This is a genomic window from Bradyrhizobium sp. ma5 (assembly GCF_042258955.1).
GTDB lineage: Bacteria > Pseudomonadota > Alphaproteobacteria > Rhizobiales > Xanthobacteraceae > Bradyrhizobium.
The window spans coordinates 3,272,428-3,291,575 of sequence record NZ_CP170156.1 but is presented as its reverse complement, the minus strand read 5'-3'; the positions used below and the strand labels follow the sequence as shown (position 1 = coordinate 3,291,575).

The following is a 19,148-nucleotide window of genomic DNA, read 5'->3' as shown; positions in this document are numbered from 1 at the left end:
GTTCAGAACTCGACGACCGTGCGGATCGACCGTCCGCGCCGCAGCACCTCAAAACCATCATTGATGCCGTCGAGGCTGCAGCGGCCGGTGATCAGTTCGTCGAGCTTGAGCCGGCCGTCGAGATAGGCCTGCGCCAGCAGAGGGAAGTCGCGCCGCGGCCGCGCGCCGCCGTAGCTCGAGCGGCGAAATCGCTTCTCGCCCATCAACGCGCCCCAGCGGAAACTCACGTCTTGCGTGACGTCGATCTTGCCGAGCCAGATCACCTGACCGCCCGGCCGCACCGCCTCCGCGGTCTGCCGAAATGCCTGGGGATGGCCTGCCGCCTCGAGGATGACGTCGGCCCCTCGTCCGTGCGTCGCCTCCTTGGCGAACTGGACCGGGTCCTCGCGCGCCGCGTTGATGGCGTGCGTGGCGCCGAGTTGCCGCGCCAGCGCAAGCTTTGCATCATCGAGGTCGACCGCGATAACAGCGCCGGCGCCGGCGAGCCGGGCGCCCTGCACCGCCGCCAGCCCGACCGCACCGCAGCCAGTGACCATCACGATATCGCCGTGGCCGATGGCGGCGACGTTCAGCGCGGCGCCAACGCCGGTCATGACGCCGCAGCCGATCAGGCAGGCGCGATCGAACGGGATGTCCTTCGGCACGACGATCGCCTGCTGCGCCGGCAGCACGACATATTCCGAGAATGCGCCGAGGAACATCAGATGCGCCAGGCTGCGGCCACCCGCGAGCTGCGCTTTCGACGCGCCGTCGAAATGCACGCCTTCCGCGCCCCTGGCGAGGTAGGTCTCGCACAGGATCGGCTGCGCCCGGTCGCAGTGAAAGCAGTGCCCGCAATGCGGATTCCAGGACAGGATGACGTGATCCCCGGCGCGCACGTCGCGCACCGCGCTGCCGACCTCCTCGACCACGCCGGCGGCCTCGTGCCCGAGGATCATCGGCAAGGGATAGCGCAGCGATCCGTCGATCACCTCCAGATCGGTGTGGCAGAGCCCCGCGGCACGCACCTTCACCACGACATCGGTCGGCGTGGGCGGCGCAAGCGAAACGCGCTCGATGGAGAGCAGCGTTCCGCTTTGATGCAGTACCGCCGCGCGACAGGTCAGGGTCATCTCATATTCTCTCGCCCGGAAATCAGCGTGGGGTTACACCGTGCGTCCGGACCGCAGCGCCGCGACCGCCTCGTCGAGATCGGCCGAGGAGAGCTCCCATTCATTGCCGAAATTGGCGACGATGCGCCGCATGAAGCTCTGGTGCAGCGCCTTCGCAGCAACGGCGTCGTGCAGATGATCGTAGAGCAGCGCGAAAGCCAGTTGTGCCGGCTCGGGCCCCTCATAGCTCCATTCAAAGCCGTGTTCGGTGAGCCGAAGCTGGTCGTAATGCGGTGACAGCGGCTCGCCGTCGACCAGCACGGAAATGCCGTCGATGGTGCGGTCCCCGGCATAGCTCGCCATCGGAATCTCCCTGTGCTGCAGCATCATGTCAGGATCCCGGTGGGCGCATCTTGAGGTCCTTCTTGACGACCTCGGGGAAGATCCACATCGCGACCGTGGCGAATACGCCGAGGAACGCGACCGCGTAGCTCGGTCCCTGCTGTCCGAGATAGACCATGAAGAAGTACCCGCAGGCCGCCGTGGCGAGGCACGCCAGCGACAGTATGAGCTTGATGTGGCTTGGCATCGAGACCTCCCTTCAGGTCATCCAGATGTGAAACGACGGTGCAGCCACGCCGACCAGCAGCGCCAGCGCCGCAATCATGGTGCAGCAGGACAGCCGCAATCCCGCGCGTCCGTCGCGCCACCAGTCCGGCAACGCCTGAAACAGCCCGGGCAGGAACAGGAACAGCACACCGCCCACCACAACGACGGTGGTCCAGCGCAGCTCGACCAGGGCGAATGCCAGCGTGCCGGCGAGCAACATCGCCCATAGGGCGGTCGTCATCGTCACCGCCAGAACCGCGCGTCCACGCAAGGGATACATGCCGGCGAGCTGCAGGAAGCCGATGCAGCACACGCTCCACAGCAGGCCGAACCAGGCGAGGCCAGCGAGATTGGGTTCAAGCTGCGGCATGCGGCACCGATTGCTCCTTCACCGCGACCCGCGGCGTCCGCGCCGTGCGTCGCATGTCGGTCTTCACGTAGCGCGTGCTGTAGCCGTTGAAGACGTGGCCCAGCAGGCCGCGGTTGAGATCGGAGGTGCCGAACACATAGTCCATCACCGGGAAGGTGAGGTTCATGTTCCGCTCCATCATGATCGACTGGTTGTGATGGGCGGTATGATGCCGGCGGATGGTGTTGACGAACGGCATGTTGCGCACGAAGGCGTTTTCCTCGACGTGACAGCAGAAATGCATGAATTCGTAGATCAGGTACATCGACGTGGTCGTGGTGATCAGCAGCCAGCCGGTATTGGCCGAGATCACGAGACCGGCGACGATCGCCGGCGGGATCGACATCAGGGTGAACACCACGAGCGCATAGGGCGGGAAGAAGGTGACGCGCCAGTCGTGATGATCGGCGAAGCGCATCTCCTCCTCGGTGAAGAACTGATGGTGCATCAGCGTGTGGCGGCTGTAGATCGCGCGTAGCAGCGGCACGTTCGACGGCCTGTGCATGACGAAGCGATGCACCGCCCATTCGAAGAAGTTCGCAATCAGGAACACCGCCGGAATGGTGAGGTATTCCCACCATTTCACGTTGTGCACATTGGCCAAATAGACGTACAGCGCGGTGAAGCCGATCGTGTAGATCAGCACGACGTGCAGCCAGCCATTGTACCAGCCCACCACGCGCTCGCGGTAGGTCGCGCGATATTTGCGCTGGCGGTCGGTCATCCCTGTTGCAGCCAACTCCATCGCGGCGTCCTCCATCGTCGTTATCTGACATATCAGTAGCACATCAGATGCGAAAGGCAAGCTGCCTTGGTGCGCGGCATGCGATCGGGAAGCAGGGACGGCGCACGGAACCCGCGCAGGACGGAGCAGCAAAGCCCGGGCTGGTTTCGAACGATCGGGTGATACCGCCCTTCCCGCCCACCTCGGCGGCAAGGCTCAGACAGGAGCCCAATAAAAAGCCGCCCCGGACGATGTCCGGGGCGGCTGGTCTTCGACAGATCAGACGATCAGAGCAGTCCCGCGCCGCGGGCCCATTTGTACTTGGCACCCAGCACCTCGACCGGCAGTTCGGTCGAATAGGCGTAGGCCGGAATGCCATTCTGGTAGAGATATTCGGCGGCTTCCTCGACTTCGACGTCGCCGGCGAGCGAGGCGACGATCGGCTTCACGAAGCCCTTGGCCTCCATCTCCTTCTTCACCTCGACCATGTTCCGGGCGAACACCATCGGCGGCGTCACGATGGTGTGCCAGTAGCCGAGGATCAGCGCGTGGATACGCTCATCGGAGAGACCGAGCTTCACGGTGTTGACGTAGGTGATCGGCGGCTCGCCGCCGGTGATATCCACAGGATTTCCGGCCGCGCCGAACGGCGGGATGAACTTGCGGAACGCCGCATCGAGATCCGGCGGCATCTGCATCAGCGACAGGCCGTTGTCGACGACGGAGTCCGATAGCAGCACGCCCGAGCCGCCGGCGCCGGTGATGATCAGGACATTCTCGCCCTTCGGCGTCGGCAGCACCGGTACGCCGCGAGCGAATTCCAGCAGCTGCCGGAGCGAGCGCGCGCGGATCACGCCGGACTGCTTGAACACGTCCTCGTAGATCTTGTCGTTGCCGGCGAGCGCGCCGGTGTGCGACGACGCCGCCTTCGCACCAGCCGAGGTGCGGCCGGCCTTCAGCACGACCACCGGCTTCTTCTTGGAGACGCGCTTGGCCGCCTCCGCGAAGGCCCGGCCGTCCTTCAGGTCCTCGCAATGCTGCGCGATCAGATTGGTGTTGGGGTCCTGCTCGAAGAAGGCGAGCAGATCGTCCTCGTCAATGTCAGACTTGTTGCCGAGGCCGACGATCGCCGACACGCCCATCTTGGCCGAGCGCGAGAAGCCGATGATCGCCATACCGATGCCGCCCGACTGCGACGACAGCGCGGCATGGCCCTTGACGTCATAGGCGGTGCAGAACGTGGCGCAGAGGTTGGCCGGGGTATAATAGAAGCCGTAAATGTTCGGCCCCATCAGGCGGATGTTGTACTTCTTGCCGACCTCGACGATCTCGGCCTGCAATTCGGGTGCGCCGGCTTCGGCGAAGCCCGAGGGAATCAGCACCGCGCCGGGGATTTTCTTCTCGCCGCACTCGACGAGCGCGCCGGCGACGAATTTCGCCGGGATCGCAAACACCGCGGTGTCGATCACGCCGGGCACGTCCTTGACGCTCTTGTAGGCCTTGTAGCCGAGGATCTCCGCGGCCTTCGGGTGGATCGGATAGATCTCACCCTTGTAGCCGCCGTTGATGAGGTTCTTCATCACCGAGTTGCCGATCTTGCCGTCCTCGGCGGAGGCGCCGATCACGGCGACGCCCTTCGGCTGCATGATGCGGCTCATCGCGGCGACGATCTCTTCGGTCGGGCGCGGCGCCGGGCGCGGCTTGTAGTCGAAGTCGACGACGATGCGGACGTCGGCGGCGATCGCGTTCTTGCTGGTGGCGAACACCGGATTGAGGTCGAGTTCGACGATCTCCGGGAAATCGCTGACCAGTTGCGACACCTTGACGATGACGTCGGCGAGCGCCTCGCGGTTGACCGGCTCGCCGCCGCGCACGCCCTTCAGCATCTCATGGGCCTGAATGCCGTCGAGCATCGACAGCGCATCGTCCTTGGTCGCGGGCGCGAGGCGGAAGGTGATGTCCTTGAGGATTTCGACCAGCACGCCGCCGAGGCCGAAGGCGACCAGCTTGCCGAACGAGCCGTCGGTGATCGAGCCGACGATCACCTCGGTGCCGCCGCCCAGCATCTGCTGGACCTGGATGCCCTCGATCTTGGCATCGGCCTTATATTTCTTGGCGTTGGCCAGAATGGTCTCGTAGCTCTTCTCGGCGTCCGCGGCGCTCTTGACGCCGACAATCACGCCGCCCGCCTCGGTCTTGTGCAGGATGTCGGGCGAGACGATCTTCATCACGACCGGGAAGCCCATGTCGGAGGCGATCCGGGCGGCCTCGGCGGCCGACTTGGCGACGCCCTCTTTCGGCACCGGAATGCCGTAGGCGTCGCAGACCACCTTGCCTTCGGGCGCGGTGAGGCTCGTGCGCTTGTCGGCCCTGACCGCATCGAGAATTTTGCGGACCGCATCCTTCGAATTTGACATTGGCTTCCTCCTGGGACAGATTTCGTGGCATTTGGTATGCCAAAAACGTAATTGTCAAGGTCGGTTGATGCCCAAAAATGCCGAAAAATATGGGCAGCTTGACATTCTGGTATTTGGCATGCCAAAAATCTAAGGTACTTTCTTCTGCTAAGAAGACGTCTCCAAGAGGAGGAGACGAGTCGTGCCAGAACCGAAACAGACCAAGGCGTCGCCCACTATGGCTGACACAGATATTGCCATCGTCCGGATCGCCCCGGAGACGAGCTTCAAGAACAAGGCCTATGAGGCCTTGAAAGAAGCGATCCTGAAGATGGACATCTACGCGACGCCGGAGCCCGTGATGCTCGACGAGCGCGCATTGTCCGAGCGTCTCGGCGTCAGCCGCACGCCGATCCGCGAAGCGATTGCGATGCTCGAGCAGGACGGATTCGTGAAGACCGTGCCGCGCCGCGGCATCGTTGTGGTCCGCCGCACCAAGGCGGAGATCGTCGACATGATCCGCGCCTGGGCGGCGCTGGAGAGCATGGCGGCGCGCCTGATCACGACCACAGCGCGGAAGAAGGACATCTCGTCGCTGCGCGACTTCTTCAAGGACTTCAGCGACGATCGCCTGCCGCAGGATCACGTCGAGGAATATTCCAAGGCCAACATCGCCTTCCACCAGGCGCTGATCTCGCTGTCCGAATCGCCTGTGCTGGTCGACCTCACCAACGACCTGCTGCTGCATGTGCGCGGCTATCGCCAGCTCACGATCGGCCGCAAGGACCGTACCGCGACCTCCCTGCCCGAGCATCTCGGAATCATCGAGGCGCTGGAAGCGCGCGACACCGAGCTCGCCGAAAAGCGCGCGCGCGATCACACGCTCGGCCTTGCCGCCTATGTCGAGGCGCATGGCCAAGAATTATTCACGTAGAAAACCGTTCACGTAAGTTTGAGAGTCCACACCCGCTTCAGACGACAATCAGATCGTCCGAACCAAGAACGATCAGGGAGACGATGCCGATGCTGAATACCGCTACGAAGTCCGAGGCACCGGGCACCGAGCAGGAACTAACCGATGGCTTCCACCTCGTCATCGATGCGCTCAAGCTCAACGGCATCGACACCGTCTATGGTGTGCCGGGTATCCCGATCACGGACCTGGGCCGCATGGCCCAGGCGGAGGGCATTCGCGTGCTCTCGTTCCGCCATGAGCAGAATGCCGGCTATGCGGCCTCGATCGCCGGCTTCCTGACCAAGCGCCCCGGCGTCTGCCTCACGGTGTCGGCGCCCGGCTTCCTCAACGGCCTCACCGCGCTTGCCCACGCCACCACCAACTGCTTCCCGATGATCCTGATCTCGGGCTCGTCCGAGCGCGAGATCGTCGATTTGCAGCAGGGCGACTACGAGGAAATGGATCAGCTCGCGATCGCAAAACCGCTCTGCAAGGCGGCGTTCCGCGTGCTGCACGCCCAGGACATTGGCATCGGCCTTGCGCGCGCGATCCGCGCCGCGGTGTCGGGCCGTCCCGGCGGCGTCTATCTCGATCTGCCCGCAAAGCTGTTCGGCCAGGTCATGGACGCGGCGGCCGGCGAGAAGTCGCTGGTCAAGGTGATCGATGCCGCGCCGGCCCAGCTCCCTGCCCCGTCGGCGGTCAAGCGCGCGCTCGACGTGCTGAAGAACGCAAAGCGTCCGCTGATCATCCTCGGCAAGGGCGCGGCCTATGCGCAGGCCGACGAGGCGATCAAGAATTTCGTCGAGAAGAGCGGCGTGCCGTTCCTGCCGATGAGCATGGCCAAGGGCCTGCTGCCCGATCTGCATCCGCAATGCGCGGGTGCGGCGCGCTCGACCGTGCTGAAGGAAGCCGATGTCGTGATGCTGATCGGTGCCCGCCTCAACTGGCTGCTCTCGCACGGCAAGGGCAAGACCTGGGGTGACGCTCCGAAGAAGTTCATCCAGGTCGACATCGAGCCGAAGGAAATGGATTCCAACGTCGAGATCGTCGCCCCCGTGGTCGGCGATATCGGCTCCTGCGTGTCCGCGTTCCTCGACGCCATGGGCGCCAACTGGTCGGCCGCACCGAGCGACTGGCTCGCGACCGTGGCGAAGAAGCGCGACGACAACGTCGCCAAGATGGCGCCGAAGCTGATGAGCAACGCATCGCCGATGGATTATCACGGTGCGCTCGGCGCGCTGCGTACGATCATTACGGAACGTCCCGACACCATCTTCGTCAACGAAGGCGCCAACACGCTCGACCTCGCCCGCGGCGTCGTCGACATGCACAAGCCGCGCAAGCGGCTCGACGTCGGCACCTGGGGCGTGATGGGCATCGGCATGGGCTATTCGATCGCGGCTGCGGTCGAGACAGGCCTGCCCGTGCTCGCGGTCGAAGGCGACAGCGCCTTTGGCTTCTCCGGCATGGAGGTCGAGACCATCTGCCGCTACAAGCTGCCGATCTGCATCGTGATCTTCAACAATGACGGCATCTATCGCGGCACCGACGTCAACAGCGCCGGCGACGATCCGGCCACCACCGTGTTCGTCAAAGGCTCGCGCTACGACAAGATGATGGAAGCCTTCGGCGGCGTCGGCGTCAACGCCACCTCGCCCGACGAGCTGAAGCGCGCGGTCAATGCGGCACTGGATTCCGGCAAGCCGACCTTGATCAACGCCGTGATCGATCCGGCGGCGGGCTCGGAGAGCGGCCGCATCGGCAACCTCAATCCTCAGAGCGTTCTGAAGAAAAAGTAAGCAATCCCCTTCAACCCATTTTCCCTGCGGGTGCAGGGGTAGACCAGAGTACGGAGCATACATTATGACCAAGGCGCTCAAGGGCGTTCGCATTCTCGATTTCACCCACGTCCAGTCGGGCCCGACCTGCACGCAATTGCTGGCCTGGTTCGGCGCCGACGTGATCAAGGTCGAGCGTCCCGGCGTCGGCGACATCACGCGCGGCCAGTTGCAGGACATCCCGAACGTGGACAGCCTGTATTTCACCATGCTGAACCACAACAAGCGCTCGATCACCCTCGACACCAAGAACCCGAAGGGCAAGGAAGTGCTGACCGCGCTGATCAAGCAGTGCGACGTGCTGGTCGAGAATTTCGGCCCCGGCGTGCTCGATCGCATGGGCTTCCCCTGGGAGAAGATCCAGGCCATCAACCCCAAGCTGATCGTCGCCTCGATCAAGGGTTTCGGCCCCGGCCCGTATGAGGATTGCAAGGTCTACGAGAACGTCGCGCAGTGCACCGGCGGTGCCGCCTCGACCACCGGCTTCCGCGACGGCCTGCCGCTGGTCACCGGCGCGCAGATCGGCGACAGCGGCACCGGGTTGCACCTCGCACTCGGCATCGTCACCGCACTCTACCAGCGCACCCATTCGGGCAAGGGCCAGCGCGTCACCGCGGCGATGCAGGACGGCGTGCTCAACCTCGCCCGTGTCAAGATGCGCGACCAGCAGCGCCTCGCCCACGGCCCGCTGAAGGAATACAGCCAGTTCGGCGAAGGCATTCCGTTCGGCGATGCCGTGCCGCGCGCCGGCAACGATTCCGGCGGCGGCCAGCCCGGCCGCATCCTGAAGTGCAAGGGCTGGGAGACCGACCCGAACGCCTACATCTACTTCATCACCCAGGCCCCGGTCTGGGAGAAGATCTGCGACGTGATCGGCGAGCCGACCTGGAAGACCGATCCGAACTACGCCAAGCCGCCGGCCCGCCTGCCGCGCCTCAACGAGATCTTCGCCCGCATCGAGCAGTGGACGATGACCAAGACCAAGTTCGAGGCGATGGAGATCCTCAACAAGGACGACATCCCCTGCGGCCCGATCCTGTCGATGAAGGAGATCGCCGAAGACCAGTCGCTGCGCGCGACCGGCACCGTGGTCGAGGTCGATCACCCGACCCGCGGCAAGTACATCTCGGTCGGCAACCCGATCAAGCTGTCGGATTCGCCGAGCGAAGTCGCCCGTTCGCCGCTGCTCGGCGAGCACACCGACGAGATCCTGCGCGAGGTGCTCGGCTTCAGCGATCACCAGGTCGCCGAGATCCACGACTCCGGCGCGCTCGACCCGCCGCGCAAGCAGGCCGCCGAGTAACGGCTGCGCACAGACGAGACGACAAATGGCCGCGGGCAACCGCGGCCATTTTTTTTCCGGCTGGTCGTCTGCTCTCCCATCAACGCGGACGTTGATGGGATCGAGCCCTCATGATGGTGCGACCGCTCAATTTCTGCGCGCCGCGTCGGAAGTGCCTGACGCCAAAGGTATGCCGGATGAGCGCGTCGATCTCGGCGGCGCAAGATCCTGGATAAAGTCTCTCAGCGCCTCGGTATCGAACGGCTTGCGGAGTATTTTTAGACTTGGCGGAGCGGCTTTTGCGGCATCGCTGTAACCGGTAGTAAGGGCTATCGGCAAACCGGGGTACCGCGACCGAACTTCTCTCGCGAGCCCGACGCCATCGATGGTCCCTGGCATGACGATATCGCTGAAGACGAGATCGATCCTTGTACCGGTATCGAGCAGTTTCAATGCCGCTTCGGCCGAATCTCGATAGATGGTTTCATAACCCAGATGCTCGAACAGCGATGATGTCACATCCGCCACTTCGGGGCTGTCGTCGACAACGAGGACCGTCTGCCGCGGCGGCTGCCGTGGCCTTGCCCGGGCGGCGGCGAGCTCTTTGTTGGTGATCTGCTCGTCCGCACAGGACGGCAGATAGATTGTAATCGTTGTTCCTTGTCCGACCTTGCTGTCTGCCGTCACCGTTCCGCCCGCCTGGTGCGCAAAACCGTAAACCTGGGACAAACCGAGCCCGGTCCCTTTTCCGACCTCCTTGGTCGTGAAAAACGGATCGAACATCTTGGACAGAAGATTTGGCGGAATACCGGTGCCCGTATCGCCAAGTGTGATCGCAAAGAAGGCCTTGCCACGGCGATCGCCGCCGGTTTCCTGATTTGCGGTGACCGCGTGGACCGACAACGTGAATGTGCCGCCGCTTGTCATTGCGTCTCGCGCATTGACGGCAATGTTGACGATCGCAAGTTCAAGTTCGGCAAGGTCAACCTTGACCGGCGAAACAGCCTCGCCAACGTTCTCGTTGTACACGATGTTGCCGCGCAGCGAGCTCTCGATCATGGTCCGCATGTTCTTGATGGACGCATTCAGATCGACGACCGTCGGGCTGAGATGCTGGTGACGAGAGAATGTCAACAATTGGCGCGTGAGACTCTCGCCCCGTTTGGCTGCGGTTTGTATGGCGTCGATGGCTTTTGGCAGTTTTGGATCAAGCAGGCGTTGAAATATCTGGGCACTGCCTCCGATGATCATCAAGAGATTGTTGAAGTCGTGCGCGATCCCGCCGGTCAGCTTGCCGATTGCCTCCATCTTCTGAGACATCGCGAGCTGTTCGCGCGCCTGGACCAGCTTTTCCTCCGCGTCGCGGCGCTCCGTCGCATCGCGCAGGATACTGATGAAACCGATCAGATTTCCTGCGTCATCATGGCTCGATGAGACTGAGCCCGTGATGAAAAACGGCGTACCATTCTTCCTGATACGCCAACCCTCTACGTCGTACTTGCCGCTTTCGATTGCCGACTCCAGCGCGTGTGTCGGAGAACCCGCGCGGCGTTCATCCGGCCGATAGAATATCCCGAAGTGCTTGCCGATGATTTCTTCCGAGCTGTAGCCGATGATCGTTTGAGCAGTGCTATTCCAGCTCGTCACGTGCCCTTCTCGATCAAGCGCAAAAATTGCGTAGTCGACGACGCCTTCGATCAGGGTCTGGAAGTGCCGTCTGATGCTGTCGAGCGCCAACGCTTTCCGTTCGAGTTGACCGTTCAGCTGATCCTGGACGGAAAGCAAATGGGCTTCCCTGGCCTGGCGCGTCGCGCTTGCCGCGGCCAGGGCAAGAGGCGGCGCCGACACGATGATCGAAAGCACGAGCAGGGATAACAGCGCTCCGTTCGGATCGATTTTCGGAAATGGATCATTCCCCACCGAGAACCCCCACACGGCGGTTCCGATGAAAATGAACGCGGCCGTCGCCACGGTGCATCGATCGCCGCGCAGAGCGGCCCAGATCAAGGGCAGCAGAACCAGAAAGCCCAGAAGGCTCCGATGTGGCAGCAACACGTCGAGGCCGTTGCTGACGAGATCGCTACCGATCAACGGGCTGTAAGCCGCGAGCCCGATCATACCGGCGAGAGCAGCGACCGTAATCGATTCCAACAGCGCCCATCTGGAAGCAATGCGTAAGGGCATCGTCGCCCAGAGCACGATGACCGGAGCAATCACCAGGGCGCCGGCAGCGTCCGCAAGCCACCAGGTCACCCCGGCCACGACGGAATCGGAAAAATTCGATTCGTTGGCGAACGTGAAGCCGGCCAAGGCGATGGCTGAACTGATCATCGTGGTCGGCGCAAAGGAAATGATTGCAAACTTTGCGACACCGGATGGTGTGGCAAACGTCTGGCGACCGTTCGACCAGCGGCCGATCAACCATGTCCCGGCACATGCGGCAAGGAGGCTGCCGATCCCGGCGGCGCCGAACTCCAGGAGCGATCGGTCGGCCATGAGATACGAAGAGATGGCCCCCACCACGATCGCGGGCCAGATCCGGTAGCCGCGCAGCAGGACCAGGGCGAGCGCAAGCCCGGTTGGTGGCCATAGCGGTGTCGCGGTTGGATTTATTGCGGGAAGGAACCGCGCGGATTCGGCAACGCCAGCATAAATTGCGGCAACTATCAGGATTTCGACCGCGTAGGTCGCAACGCTCCGCGCGTCGCCAAAAGCGAAAATCCCGGCCTTGGCGAACGTTGCCCTTTCCATCGCGAGCCTTTGCAGTGGGCATCTCAACAATGCGGACGCAGTTTTGACCAAAACATGGCCGCACGATCGTGAGTAGAGAGGCGCTAGGCAACTTCGGAACGAGAGGCCATCGGGCAGCACCGTTGACCTAACGGCGGTGGTACGCTACGCGCGCGGTGGTATCCGGACTACGAATCGATCCGATCCCGCCGCGTTTCGGTCGGATCATCAGCAATCATTTTCGCCGTTGGCGCAAGAACTCTCGCTGCCGCTCTCATGACCGCTTCGGGTCAGAAGCGGACCCTGGCCTCATCTGCATCTTATCTGGGCAAAACAGGCAATCCGCGGCCGTGATTTGCGAGGGGCGGCGGAACTCTAATGGGGTAGCGGAGACACGAGATCTACTTCGCACCCTGAAATAGTCACGGAGCGCCGGGAGGCGAGCGAACGGGCGTGTTCTGGAAGAACAGGATGGCCCATCGGTCGCCGATATCCTGGCATATATAGCTCTGCGTCGCCTGAGGAGGGCTCTCCTGCCCCTGCCTCGCCGGTCCGCCGCTGGTCGAGACGAGATAAAGCGTCTCCGACAGCGGGCGGATGTCGACGAGATCGACGAGCAGCCGCGATCCCTGAAGCTCCGTTGCGAAGGGCTGTGCGTGAAATTTTGCGATGGCCGCGCGGCCGAGCAGGCGCGAACCGTTGAACGGGACGAAAATCGCGTCCTCCGCGAAGGACTGCGCCATCCGGTCAGCGTCGTTGGCGGCCCAGGCGGCCTTGATATCGGCGAGCAGTGCGTTGATTGCGTTGAGCGCCCGCTCCTCGCGCGCGTCCGTCTTGCTGCTCATTGTCAACGTTGCCCCTGCTTGCTGGCTGCTGCGATGCTGTCGAGTTGCGCGATCGCCTCGGGCGGCAGTTGCAGGGCGCCGGCTGCAAAATTCTGGTGGAGATGCGCGACCGATGACGTGCCGGCGATCAACAGCACGTTCGGCGCGCGCTGCAGCAACCATGCGAGCGCGACCTGACGGGTCGTTGCGCCGAGGCTTTGCGCGACGCCGTCCAGAATGGGCGAGTTGAGCGGGCGGAATCCACCCAGGGGGAAAAACGGCACATAGGCGACCTGCCTGGCCGCGAGGTCGTCGATCAAGGCGTCGTCGATGCGATGCGCCAGATTATAGTGGTTCTGCACGCAGACGATGGCGGCGATCCTGCTGCCTTCTTCGAACTGCGCATGGGAAATGTTGCTCAGGCCGATATGGCGGATCAAACCTCGCTGCTGCAATTCGGCCAGCACGGAGAGCGACGCTTCCACCGAACTGTCGTCGGGGCCGAATTGGCCGCCGAGGCGCAGATTGACGACATCGAGCACATCAAGGCCGAGATTGCGCAGATTGTCGTGCACGGCGTCGATCAATTCCTGCCGGGAGATCGCCTGGGGCCAGGATTTGTCCGGACCCCGGCGCGCGCCGACCTTGGTCACGATGGTGAGGCCGGCGGGGTAAGGGTGCAGAGCTTCCTTGATGATCTGATTGGCGATGTGCGGACCGTAATAGTCGCTCGTATCGATGTGGTTGACGCCGCAGCGGACAGCCTCCCGCAGAACGGCAAGCGCGGCTGAGTGGTCCTTGGGTGGTCCCCATACCATGGGCCCCGTCAACTGCATTGCGCCAAAGCCCATGCGATTGAGCGTCAAGGTGGTCCCGGCGGGTGTGAAGGCGCCGCCTGAGGATATGGTGGTCGTCATCGGATCTCCGATTTCATGAACTTACATATGTTAACTTACATCCGTTAAGTTTACAGGTCAAGCCGAACGCGCGTAAGGTTACGGGCATCAGCCAAAGGAATCGGATGAAGGCGCGTCAACGGAATGCGAGAGGCGAAGGCGGACAATTGCGCGAGGACATCCTCGTGGCCGCCATTACGCTGATCGAAAAAGCCGGCTCATGCGAAGGCGTTTCACTGCGCGCGGTCGCCAAGCAGGCCGGCATCGCCGCACCGTCGGTCTATCCGCACTTCGCCGATCGCGACGCGCTGCTGCTTGCGGTTCTGCAAAAGCTGTTCGATGAACTCGTCGCGCTGCGCACCAAGGCGGAAGAGGCAGCCGGCAGCGGTGCATGGGAGCGCCTGCGTGCCGGCGTCTTCGCCACAGTCCGTTTCGGGCTGGAACGGCCGGGCCATTACAAGATGCTGTACGAAGGCCGCGTGATATCCGGCCTGAGCGATCCGAAAGCAGCAACGTTCGGGCGTGCGATCCAGATCCGCGTGGTGGCGCTGATCAAGGATATCCTCGCGGCGACGCCCGGCCGCGAGGCGGAAGATGCAGAACGGCTGTCACTGCTGCTATGGGCGGCGACCCACGGCGTGATCTCGCTCCAGATCAACAAGCCCACCTTGCGCTGGCCCAAAGCAACAACCCTCGTCGAGGAGCTGATGCGCGCCCTGATCCGGCCAGGCGCGGCTGCAAGCTGAGCAAGATGCGGCCTGGCGGCGCGGCCTTCCGGTCGATCGCGCCGTGCGGCAATCAGGACAGCGCCTTCATCAGCAGAGTCGCGATCACGATCATGATTGCCCCTCCGACCCGTGTCGATATCTGGGCAAAGGCCATCAGCCCCATGCGATCAGCGGCTCCGAGGATCGCGACGTCGCCGGTGCCTCCCAGTCCGGAGTGGCATGCGGTCACGACCGCAGCCTCGATCGGATACATGTTCAGCCACTTTCCGACGAAGAACCCGGACGCCGTCATCGCGAGCACGGTCGCGGTGCAGATCGAGATGTAGCCGGGATTGAACGACGCGACGAGCTGCTGCCACGACACAAGCAATGTTCCCATCGCGACCAGGATCGCAAAGGTGAGATTGGTCGACATGAATTTGTTGATCTGGTAGGCGCCGAGTTCCATCTCGGCGGGAAGCGTCCTCGTCAGCTTGAGGGTGACGGCTGCGATGATCATGAGGATCGGTCCGGGAATGCCGGTGTACGGCGCCAGCACCATGCCGAGCACGAACAGCACGCACGACAGCACGATTCCGGCACCGAGAAGGCCGAGATCGATCGGACGATCGGATCGCGCGGGGCCGAGGATGCCTTCATCTCCGGTCTTGACCAGCATGCCCTGACCATTGAGATCCCGTCGCTTCTCGCCCAGCCGAACCAGCAATCCGGCGGTGACGATGGCAACCACATTTCCCAGCAATGCCGCAGGGACCATCTGCGCGACAAGGTCGGCCTGCGGTTGATGAAGCATTTCCGAGTAAGCGATGGACAGCGGCAACACGCCCTCCGCCAGACCGCCCCCGATGATCGGTATGATCACGAAGAAGAACGTATCCCTCGGGCTGTGACCGAACAGCATGCCGACCGCGATGCCGATCACGACCGCGCTCAGGGTCCCGATCAGCAGCGGAATGAACATCTTGAGAAAGCCCTGCACCAGGACGCGGTGGGGCATCCCCAGGATCGAGCCTGCGACAAGACACGCGATGAAGAAATACTGAAAGTTGGCGGTACGAAACGTCGTCGTGATGGCCTTGAGGGCGGGCTCGGGCATCAGTCCGTAGCTGACGAGCGCCGCGGGAACGAACAGGCACAAGATCGCCGTGCCGCCGATTTGCTTCAGGACCGGAATGGTCTGACCGAGCTTGCCGAGAAGGAAGCCAAGCAGCATCAGGACGGAAAGGCCACCGATCACGTCGTTCGGAAGCTTTCCCGAATAGACGGCGACCGAGCAGACAAGCGCAGCGAAGAGATAGACACCAATCGGCAACGGTCCGATCTTCAGTGCGGCAGATGCGGACGAGCCGGGCGAGTCCGTCGCATCGTTGAGTTTAACGGTCGTGTCGGTCAAGAAAGCCTCCCTTGATGGTTTTCTAGTCGTTGAGCGTCGCCACGGCGCCCGGCGTCCGGCTCAGAACATCCAGGGATTCTCAGCCCTGTGCCGGGCCTCGAAGGCGCGGATGTCGTCGGCAAAGGCGAGCGTGGAGCCGATCGCATCCCGTCCCGTGAGGAATGCCTCTTTCCTGGCGGCCTCGATCGCAAAGCGCACGATCCGGCCATTCCCGCCCTCGATCCGGATGGTCTGTTGCTCGAGATCGACGGTGAGGCGGTTGCTTGCCGGATCGGAGACGGCATCGGCGAGAGCGCCGCACGTGGCCGCATCGAGGCTGATCGTGAGCAGGCCGTTGTTGGCGCAATTGTCGTTGAAGATGCCGGCGAACGTCGTGCCTATCAGCGCGCGGATGCCGAGTTGCTGAAGCCCCCACACCGCATGCTCGCGGCTCGATCCGCAGCCGAAATTCGGACCGACCACGAGGAAGCAGGCGTCGCGGTATCCGTTCTGGTTCAAGACGAAGTCGGGGTTGGGCCTGCCCGCGTTGAAGCGAAGGAGATTGAAGGCCCCCTCGCCGAGCCCGCTGCGATCGATCCCCTTGAGGAACATCTTGGGCATGATCACGTCGGTATCGACATTGGGCGTCATCATCGGCGCCGCGGTTCCGGTCACGCAATGGAACGGCGTCATTGCGTACCTTCCTTGATCAGGGCGCGCACGTCGGTGATGCGGCCGGTGACCGCCGCAGCCGCGACCATTGCGGGGCTCATCAAATGGGTCCGGGCACCCGGGCCCTGCCGCCCCTCGAAATTGCGGTTGGTCGATGAAGCGGATCGTTGACCCGGCGCAAGAATGTCGTCGTTCATCGCAAGGCACATCGAGCAGCCGGACTGCCGCCACTCGACGCCGGCATCGATCAGGATCTGAGCGATCCCTTCGATTTCGGCCTGCGCCCTGACCTGCGTCGAGCCGGGAACGACGATCGCGCGAACACCCGCCGCGACATGACGGCCGCGGAAGACCTTTGCTGCCTCGCGCAGGTCCTCGATGCGGGAATTCGTGCATGAGCCGATGAAGGCGAAATCGATCGGGACCGATTGAATCGGCGTGCCCGCCTGCAACCCCATATAGCTCAAGGCACGGACGGCAGCGGCGTTGTTTTCGGGATCCGGCACCTGACCGGTGACTGCGATCGCCTGATCGGGACTGGTGCCCCACGTCACGACCGGCGCGACCTCTCCGGCGTCGACCGTCATCTCGCGGTCGAACCGGGCGTCGGGATCGGAGCCAAGCTGCAACCAGGCGCGGGCAGCACGGTCCCACATCTCGCGTTTTGGCGCCCGCGGCCGTCCCTCGAGATAATCGAGAACCTTCTGGTCGGGCGCGACGACGACGCCGCGTGCGCCGGCCTCGACGATCATGATCGACATCACGATGCGCCCTTCGACGCTCATGTCGCGCACGGCGGGCCCCGCGAACTCGACCGCATAGCCGGTCGCACCGTCCGCGCCGATGCGCCGGATGATCTCCATGACGATGTCCTTGGGCGCGACCCCGAGCGGCAGGTGCCCGGCCACGTTGATACGCATCGTCTTCAGGCGACGGTAGCGGACCGTCGAGGTCGCCAAATAGTGCTCGATGTCGGATGTGCCGATCCCGTATCCGAGCGCGCCGAACGCCCCGTAGGCCGTAGTGTGGCTGTCTCCCGCAGCGATGACCATTCCCGGCATCACCAGGCCCTGCTCCGGCGCAACGACGTGCTCGATGCCCTGCCGGGGATCCATGATGTCGAAATACTCGATGCCGAAATCGCGCGCGTTCTCGGCGAAATAGTCGACCTGCCGCGCCGCTTCGGCGTCGGGCATCCGGCGCGTTCGACGTGCCGCGGTCGGATTGACATGGTCGACGACCATGAGAGCCGCCGACGGATTCCAGACCCCGCGCCCGGTGGCGCGCAATCCTGCGAAAGCCTGCGGACTGGTGTACTCGTTGAGCACCGTGCGATCGACGTAGAGCAGAACAAGACCGTCGTCGTCGATCCGCCGCACCACATGCGCGTCGACCAGCTTGTCGTAGAGCGTGCGCCCCGGCATTCTGCCTCCCGAATGGAAAATCTGACTTTCAGCGAGGGTGCAGGCCGGGGTTCTGGAAATCCAATGTCACGTCATGATATGATTATGCAGAATTTGCATAAGCAGGCCGGACCATGGAAATCAATTGGCTGCACGACTTCATTGCGGTGGCGACGGCGCGCAGCTTTTCGCGCGCCGCGGAGGAACGAAATTCGTCGCAACCTGCGCTCAGCCGGAGAATCAAGGCACTGGAGCTATGGGCCGGCGCCGCACTGTTCGAACGCACGACACATGTCGTGCATCTCACCGCTGCCGGCGAAGCTTTCCGCCTGACGGCTGAAGACATCGTGCGGCGGCTCGCCGCCGGCCGGCTCGAAACGCAAGAGCTGGCGCGCGGCTCGTCCGATGCCCTGAAGTTCGCATCGACCAATGCGCTGTCGTTAACCTTCTTCCCGGATTGGCTTCGGCAGATCGAGATGGCGCTTTCCTTTGTGCCGAACGTCCAGCTCGTCGCCAACCATATGGAGGCCTGCGAGCGCATGCTGCTTGCGGGCGAGGTGCATTTCCTGCTTTGCCATCATCATGCGGCTGCTGCGACTACGCTGACGAATTCGCATTTCCTGTCGATTCACGTCGGCAATGATCGCCTGATACCGGCCTCCGTACCGGGTTCGAAGTCGGGCAAGGCTCCTCGATTCAGGTTGCCCGGAACCAGCGCTGCGCCCGTGACGTTCCTGAGCTTCAAGACCGAGTCGGGCATGGGAAGGATTCTGGATGCCGTCCGCTCGGCATCGCCGCTGCAAGCGCATTTGAAGCCGGCATTCACCTCGCACCTCGCAAAACTCCTCGTCACGATGGTGCAAGCCGGCCGCGGGATGGCCTGGCTTCCGGAGAGCCTCATCACCGACCAGCTTGCGTCGGGCGAGCTGGTCGCGGCGGGCTGCCCGGAATGGAATATCCCGATTGAGATCCGGGTGTTTCGTCCGCGATCGCGGCTGACGCCCGCGGCAGAGGCGTTCTGGAAGCACGTTCAGGAGCGCCCGGCCCGGAATCGCGACGTCAAGGTCGCTCGTTTGCGCCGCGGTCGATCAAAGGGGGCGCACCCATAAACCTTCGCCGATGTCGGGTTCGACCCGACACCCACCGCCTTTCTGCGATGACAACAAATGTCACGATGGACCAGAAGGCGACATCGCCGACGCGCCACAATTGTCGCCGG

17 protein-coding genes are annotated in these 19,148 nt (G+C 63.2%); 5 read left to right on the top strand and 12 right to left on the bottom strand.

What is annotated here, in order from left to right:
* Positions 1-2: 2 nt before the first annotated feature.
* The 6 genes from ACE103_RS15030 to ACE103_RS15005 form a co-directional block, all read right to left on the bottom strand.
* On the bottom strand, positions 3-1,112 hold the full coding sequence (locus ACE103_RS15030) for a Zn-dependent alcohol dehydrogenase (RefSeq protein WP_375780045.1): 1,110 nt from the start codon (positions 1,110-1,112) through the stop codon (positions 3-5).
* 33 nt (positions 1,113-1,145) lie between these two features.
* Positions 1,146-1,454 (bottom strand): DUF6166 domain-containing protein, encoded by a 309-nt coding sequence (locus ACE103_RS15025; protein ID WP_223968428.1) that lies wholly within the window; start codon positions 1,452-1,454, stop codon positions 1,146-1,148.
* A gap of 28 nt (positions 1,455-1,482) precedes the next feature.
* Positions 1,483-1,680, bottom strand: a complete 198-nt coding sequence (locus ACE103_RS15020) for a hypothetical protein (RefSeq protein ID WP_375780044.1) — start codon at positions 1,678-1,680, stop codon at positions 1,483-1,485.
* Between the two features lie 12 nt (positions 1,681-1,692).
* On the bottom strand, positions 1,693-2,070 hold the full coding sequence (locus tag ACE103_RS15015) for a hypothetical protein (protein ID WP_375780043.1): 378 nt from the start codon (positions 2,068-2,070) through the stop codon (positions 1,693-1,695).
* A complete protein-coding gene (locus ACE103_RS15010; protein ID WP_375780042.1) occupies positions 2,057-2,854 on the bottom strand; it encodes a sterol desaturase family protein in 798 nt (265 codons plus the stop codon). The genes ACE103_RS15015 and ACE103_RS15010 overlap by 14 nt, the downstream gene beginning before the upstream one ends.
* A 266-nt stretch (positions 2,855-3,120) precedes the next feature.
* Entirely contained in the window at positions 3,121-5,250 is a 2,130-nt protein-coding gene (locus ACE103_RS15005; RefSeq protein WP_223968425.1) for an acetate--CoA ligase family protein, read from the bottom strand.
* 217 nt (positions 5,251-5,467) lie between these two features.
* On the opposite strand from ACE103_RS15005, the gene ACE103_RS15000 reads away from it, so the two are divergent.
* The 3 genes from ACE103_RS15000 to frc all read left to right on the top strand — a co-directional run bounded on the left by ACE103_RS15000 (position 5,468) and on the right by frc (position 9,325).
* Complete coding sequence (locus ACE103_RS15000; protein WP_051346457.1) at positions 5,468-6,163, top strand: GntR family transcriptional regulator; 696 nt, start codon at positions 5,468-5,470, stop codon at positions 6,161-6,163.
* A gap of 89 nt (positions 6,164-6,252) precedes the next feature.
* Complete coding sequence (gene oxc, locus ACE103_RS14995; protein ID WP_375780041.1) at positions 6,253-7,983, top strand: oxalyl-CoA decarboxylase; 1,731 nt, start codon at positions 6,253-6,255, stop codon at positions 7,981-7,983.
* Positions 7,984-8,047: 64 nt separating this feature from the next.
* The gene (gene frc, locus ACE103_RS14990; protein WP_223968423.1) at positions 8,048-9,325 is read left to right on the top strand and encodes a formyl-CoA transferase; all 1,278 of its coding nucleotides are present in this window, start codon (positions 8,048-8,050) and stop codon (positions 9,323-9,325) included.
* Between the two features lie 126 nt (positions 9,326-9,451).
* Here the strand turns inward: frc and ACE103_RS14985 are convergent, their stop codons facing one another.
* The 3 genes from ACE103_RS14985 to ACE103_RS14975 all read right to left on the bottom strand — a co-directional run bounded on the left by ACE103_RS14985 (position 9,452) and on the right by ACE103_RS14975 (position 13,775).
* Positions 9,452-12,055: an MASE1 domain-containing protein gene (locus tag ACE103_RS14985; protein ID WP_375780040.1), complete on the bottom strand. Its 2,604-nt coding sequence runs from the start codon at positions 12,053-12,055 to the stop codon at positions 9,452-9,454.
* 401 nt (positions 12,056-12,456) lie between these two features.
* Complete coding sequence (locus tag ACE103_RS14980) at positions 12,457-12,879, bottom strand: SgcJ/EcaC family oxidoreductase (protein ID WP_375780039.1); 423 nt, start codon at positions 12,877-12,879, stop codon at positions 12,457-12,459.
* A 2-nt stretch (positions 12,880-12,881) separates the two neighbouring features.
* Entirely contained in the window at positions 12,882-13,775 is an 894-nt protein-coding gene (locus ACE103_RS14975) for an oxidoreductase (protein WP_375780038.1), read from the bottom strand.
* Positions 13,776-13,921: 146 nt separating this feature from the next.
* Here ACE103_RS14975 and ACE103_RS14970 point away from each other — a divergent pair, with 146 nt between their 5' ends.
* Positions 13,922-14,500, top strand: a complete 579-nt coding sequence (locus tag ACE103_RS14970) for a TetR/AcrR family transcriptional regulator (RefSeq protein WP_375780037.1) — start codon at positions 13,922-13,924, stop codon at positions 14,498-14,500.
* 52 nt (positions 14,501-14,552) lie between these two features.
* Here the strand turns inward: ACE103_RS14970 and ACE103_RS14965 are convergent, their stop codons facing one another.
* From ACE103_RS14965 to leuC, 3 genes are read right to left on the bottom strand one after another with little or no spacing between them, the layout of a single operon-like run.
* Positions 14,553-15,875 carry a 2-hydroxycarboxylate transporter family protein gene (locus ACE103_RS14965; protein WP_375780036.1) on the bottom strand — a complete coding sequence of 441 codons (1,323 nt, stop codon included), beginning with the start codon at positions 15,873-15,875 and terminating at the stop codon, positions 14,553-14,555.
* 60 nt (positions 15,876-15,935) lie between these two features.
* Positions 15,936-16,547: a 3-isopropylmalate dehydratase small subunit gene (gene leuD, locus ACE103_RS14960; RefSeq protein ID WP_375780035.1), complete on the bottom strand. Its 612-nt coding sequence runs from the start codon at positions 16,545-16,547 to the stop codon at positions 15,936-15,938.
* Positions 16,544-17,950, bottom strand: a complete 1,407-nt coding sequence (gene leuC, locus ACE103_RS14955; RefSeq protein WP_375780034.1) for a 3-isopropylmalate dehydratase large subunit — start codon at positions 17,948-17,950, stop codon at positions 16,544-16,546. The genes leuD and leuC overlap by 4 nt, the downstream gene beginning before the upstream one ends.
* A 113-nt stretch (positions 17,951-18,063) precedes the next feature.
* On the opposite strand from leuC, the gene ACE103_RS14950 reads away from it, so the two are divergent.
* Positions 18,064-19,038, top strand: a complete 975-nt coding sequence (locus ACE103_RS14950) for a LysR family transcriptional regulator (RefSeq protein WP_375780033.1) — start codon at positions 18,064-18,066, stop codon at positions 19,036-19,038.
* The last annotated feature ends 110 nt before the right edge of the window (positions 19,039-19,148 follow it).